The sequence below is a fragment of the Streptomyces sp. NPDC055078 genome (assembly GCF_053607985.1).
The window spans coordinates 1-4,294 of sequence record NZ_JBSGUP010000682.1 but is presented as its reverse complement, the minus strand read 5'-3'; the positions used below and the strand labels follow the sequence as shown (position 1 = coordinate 4,294).

General features: G+C 74.3%; 3 protein-coding genes and 1 pseudogene. 3 read left to right on the top strand and 1 reads right to left on the bottom strand.

Features of this window, described 5'->3' with window-relative positions:
• Positions 1 to 1,483: AAA family ATPase (locus ACWF94_RS34715; protein ID WP_453497926.1), on the bottom strand; the 1,483-nt coding region annotated here is incomplete at its 3' end.
• Between the two features lie 263 nt (positions 1,484 to 1,746).
• Between ACWF94_RS34715 and ACWF94_RS34710 the strand changes: the two genes are divergently transcribed.
• From ACWF94_RS34710 to ACWF94_RS34700, 3 genes and pseudogenes are all read left to right on the top strand, one after another.
• Complete coding sequence (locus ACWF94_RS34710) at positions 1,747 to 2,430, top strand: helix-turn-helix transcriptional regulator (RefSeq protein WP_453497923.1); 684 nt, start codon at positions 1,747 to 1,749, stop codon at positions 2,428 to 2,430.
• A gap of 205 nt (positions 2,431 to 2,635) precedes the next feature.
• Positions 2,636 to 3,331, top strand: a complete 696-nt coding sequence (locus ACWF94_RS34705) for a DUF4255 domain-containing protein (protein ID WP_453497920.1) — start codon at positions 2,636 to 2,638, stop codon at positions 3,329 to 3,331.
• A pseudogene (locus ACWF94_RS34700) lies at positions 3,328 to 4,294 on the top strand (hypothetical protein); the annotation flags it as partial. The gene ACWF94_RS34705 and the pseudogene ACWF94_RS34700, both read left to right, overlap by 4 nt.

Sequence of the window (4,294 nt, the reverse complement as noted above, 5' to 3'; positions counted from 1 at the left end):
CCACATTGCATAACTTCACCAGTTCCCGGCCAACAGTATAAGAGACAACACCCAGGTGCAGCATCGCCTCGGCGGCAATCCGGTGCACCTCCCGGCGCCGCGCCGGGGGCATTCCGGTGAGCAACGCGTCCCGCAGCAGAGAATGGGTGTAGCGGAGCCGGCCGTCGGCTGTCCTGCGCCCCGGCCCGTCCTCGGTCCGGAACGTGGACAAGGCGGTGCCGGGCCCGGGGCCCGCCGGACGCGTGCCGTTGTACGGGCCCTGCCCGGGGCCGGTGTACGGGACCTGCCCGGGGCCGTTGTACGGGCCCTGCTCCGAGCCGGTCCCGGTGAGCCGCGTGTACGCACCGGGCGCGGGCGCGGGCGCGGGCCCGGAGCCCGCCGGGTCCGGGCCGTCGTACGGGACCGGCTCGGAACCCGCCCCGATACCCCGCGTGGACGTACCGGGTGCCGCCGGGCCTGCGGGGCGGTGAGGGCCGGGGCCGAGGTCGCGTTGCAGCACGCCCAGGTGAGTCATCGCGGTGAGCCAGCCGGTCACCCGGGCCGGGTCCGTGCCCGTCAGCTCCCCGAGCGGGGGGCCGAGCCTGGCGGGGGGAGATTCCGGGCCGACGCCCGGCTCCACCACCTCGTCGTCGCACGCCTCGTCCAGGGCGGCGAGGAACCGCGCCACCTCCGCCGTGCCGGGACCTGCGCTCTCCAGCCACCACCGCGCAGCCGCCAGATAGGCCCCCGGGTGCAGCGCGGCAGAGGTCTCCGGCACGTCCGGGAGCCCGTCCGGAGCACCGAGGTCGGCGAGGTCGGCGAGGTCACGGAGGAGGGCGCGCAGCAGCAGCGGGCTGCCCGCGCCGGCCCGTACACAGTTGTCGACCCATGCCTCGGTGGCCGCGGGGAACTCGGCGCGCACCAGTTCGGCCGCCGACGCGGCGCTGAGCGGGAGGAGCGTGTGGGCGCGCACGCGAGCGGGCGGGAGGTTATGGGCGAAGCCGGGCCCGGGCGGGTCGATGTCGTACTGGCTGCGTTCGGTGACGGCCAGCAGCACCGGCAGCGGTAACCGGTCCGCGTGCCGGGCGCACTCCACCAGCCAGCGTCGCGAGGAGGGGTCGGCGTGGTGGATGTCGTCCACGGCGAGCAGCAGCGGGGATTGGTCGGCGTACGACTGCAGCACCCGGCACAGCAGTGCGGCCCGCTCCCGCTCGCTGCCGGGCGTGTCCAGTTCATCGAACCCCGTCAGCGGGCCGAGGAGTTGGAGGGCGGCGGCGAAGGGCACGGTGGCGTCGCCGGGCGAGCAGCGGGCCCGCAGCACCCGCATGCCCAGCAGGGCGGCCTCCTCGGCCGCGTTCTCCAGGACGGTGGTCCGGCCGGTGCCGGTGGCCCCGCGCACCAGCACCACGCCGCCCGAGCCGGCGCGGGCGCGAGCGGCCCCGGACGCCAGCAGCGCGGCGGCTTCCCGGTGTTCGCGCGGCTGGTCACGTCCCGGTTCGGACATCGTTGTCTCCTTTCGTCCGGTCTGCGGGTGCCGGGGGCGGCCACTCCCGCGAGGCGGTGACCCGACAGGGCCGCGCGGCGGTGGCGCCCGGGACCGGTGGCACCGGACGGGTCGCACCCCTTGCGGTCGTCGCGGCACTGATCTCGTGGTCGTGCTCGTGGTCTCCCATGGTTGCACCCGCCCCTCCCCCGGCCGAGTCTGGAAAGTGCACACCTGCCACCGAGCCGACATGAGGTGGCAAGCACAGAAACATGGGGGAACACATGGGGGAACCATTGCTCAGCACATCGCCGGCCACCCGTCGCCCCGGTACGGCGGGCCCCGCCGACCGGATTCCCGTGGCCGTGCACGCCCCGGACCCGATCTCGCGCGAAGGAGCGTTCAGCCAGCTTCGCCGGTACCCGGAGATCGTCCTCCGCAAGGCGTCCGAGTCCGGTCCCGGCTCGGTGGCCCTGCTCGTCGAGGACACACTGAACGAGGAAGCGCTGACCCGGCTGCGCCAACTGGTACGCAGCGACGGCGCGCGAACGGTGCTCGTCGTGGGCACCCTGCGGGAGACGGAACTGCTCGAAGTGATCGAGTGCGGGGTCGGCGCCATCGTCTGGCGGCACGAGGCCACCGCCACCCGCCTGGTGCAGGCCGTACTCGCCGCCGCCCGCGGCGACGGCGATCTGCCCGCCGACCTGCTCGGCCGGCTCATCACCCAGGTGGGCTCGATGCACCGCGGCGCGGCCGGACGCCGCGGCGCTCCGTCCTCCGGGCTGACACCGCGCGAGGTGGACGTCCTGCGGCTGGTCGCCGAAGGGTTCGACACCCAAGAGATCGCCGGCAAGTTGTCCTACTCCGAACGCACTGTCAAGAACGTCATGCACGGGCTGACCACCCGACTGCACCTGCGCAACCGGGCACACGCCGTGGCGCATGCCCTGCGGGAAGGCTACATCTGACCGGACGGGCACCAAAACCGACCTCGCGGGCAGCAGGGTCTGCACCGCCGCCGTCCCCGGGGCTCCTGCGGGCAGGGGCGGTCCCGGAGGCAGGATCGGGTACGGCGGCGCACGGCGGCCGACGGCACGCGGGCGCTCCGCGGCAGCACGACGGCAGATGACACGCCGGGCACAGCGCCCTGGCACGGCAGGGCGGAGCACGACGGTGATCCAGGACGTGGACGAAGTCCTCAAGGAGCTGATCAGCGGCGGGGCGCTGGCGGGTTCCGGGATCGGTGTCGCCTTCGACGCACCCACCCGCGACTGGGCCGCCCGCCGCAACTCGCCCACGATCAACGCCTATCTGTACGACATCCGGGAGGACGTCAGCCGCCGCCAGCGGGGTCAGATCCCCGTGCGCGACGAGCACGACCTGGTCGTCAGACACCGCCGGCCCCCGCGCTGGTTCCGGTTGTCGTACCTGGTGACGGCCTGGACCCGGCAGCCGGAGGACGAGCACCGGCTGCTGTCGGCCGTACTGGCCACGCTGATTCCCCGCGAACTCCTCGCGCCGTCCGGGCTGCCGGGAGCCCTCGGCGCCCAGGGTCTGACGGTCCCGCTGTCCGTGTCCGGACGCCAGTTGGAGTCGCGGTCCGCGGCGGAGATCTGGTCGGCGCTCGGCGGTGAGCTGAAACCGTCTCTCGATGTCGTGCTCACCGTGCCCTTCCCGGCCTATCCCGAGTACGACGCGGGCCCGCCGGTCACCGAGGGCGCGTCGGTCCGGCTGCGGGCCATGGACGGCAGTACGCCCGGGGGCGGGGAACGCGCGCACCGGCCACGGCAGGTGGCGGCGGCCCGGGACGCCCGCGCCAGGGTACGGCGGAGCCGGCAGCCCGGCCCGGACGACCCGACGCCGGCATGACGAGGACGGCCCCGGCGGACACCGGGACCCACGCCGGAACCGGAACCGCCGCGGACACCGGGACGGACACCCGGACGGAAAGCTCCGCGGACGCCGGGACGGACACCCGGACGGAAACCGGGACGGACACTGCCACCGCATCCGTCACAGGCGCCGAGAGCGAGAACGGCCCCGCCGCCGTTCTCCTCGAACGCCTCGCCGGCCTGCGGGACCGCGCCGCGCTGCTGGTCGACCACCGGTCCGCCGACGATCCGACGGCGGCCGATCCGCTGCGCGGGCTGTATCTGTCGCCGGAGCATGTACGGCGGCTGCTGAGTCCCGCACAGCCGCCGCCGCTCCCCCGCACCGGCGGCACCGGCGGCACCGGGCAGCCGCACGACCGGCTTGCCCGTATCGCCGGGCGCCTCGGTCTGACCGGGCTCGACACCGACCTGCTGCTGATCGCCATCGCCCCGGAACTGGACCGCGGATTCGAGTCGCTGTACGGCTATCTCAACGACGATGTCAGCCGGCGGCGGGCGACCATCGCCCTCGCACTCGACCTGTGCGGCGTCCCGGTCCATCTGACCGGCGCGCGCGCCCGGCTGCACCCCACGGCCCCACTGCGCGCGCTGGGGCTGCTCACCCTGGAGGAGCCGGAACGGCCCTTCCTCAGCCGCTCGCTGCGCGTACCCGACCGGGTGGTGGCGCACCTGCTCGGCGACGACACTCCCGACGCGGCGCTCGCCGGGCACCTGCGTCCGCTGATCCCGCCGCACGAGCCGCACGAGCCGTACGAGCCGCACGAGCCGCACGAGCCGCACGAGCCGTTCGACAACGAAGGAGACAGAGCAGACGAAGGGGATGAAGGAAGTGAAGGGGACAAAGGGCCGGAGCGGGAGGGCGAGTTCACCTTCGACGGCTTCGCGCGGCGGCTGGCCGCACGGCTCACCGCCTCTCCCCCGCCGACCGTCTATCTCCGCG